A 314-nucleotide genomic window follows, 5' to 3' on the forward strand; every position below is an offset into this window, starting at 1 on the left:
ACAGCCGGTGATTGAACAATCGTTAAACCTGGTACACCGAAGTTATCATACGTCCAAGTTCCATCGTCTTTACGCTTCGCGCCAATAGGGAAGAATTTCGTTGCGTAATCTAATGGATTCAGAATCAAAGTAACCCCTGTATAACGTTTCGTTCCACCCTTTGTTGTAGGTGCTAAAATTTCTTTGCCAATTGTTGCGGGTGTAAAATCCTTTAGAACTATTTTCTTTTTATCTGGATAAATACCATCTGTTACAGCACCTTTTAAATCCTTAATCATGCCTATTGGCTGTTTTTTTCCTGTCCCCATAACAAT

The 314-nt window shown here is 38.9% G+C and carries 1 pseudogene; it reads right to left on the reverse strand.

Annotation, left to right across the window (positions count from 1 at the left end):
• A pseudogene (locus ACQGS6_RS29560) lies at positions 1-278 on the reverse strand (phage major capsid protein); the annotation flags it as partial.
• Positions 279-314: the final 36 nt, after the last annotated feature.

Source organism: Bacillus sp. GMs2/2 (assembly GCF_050172095.1).
Lineage (GTDB): Bacteria > Bacillota > Bacilli > Bacillales > Bacillaceae_G > Bacillus_A > Bacillus_A cereus.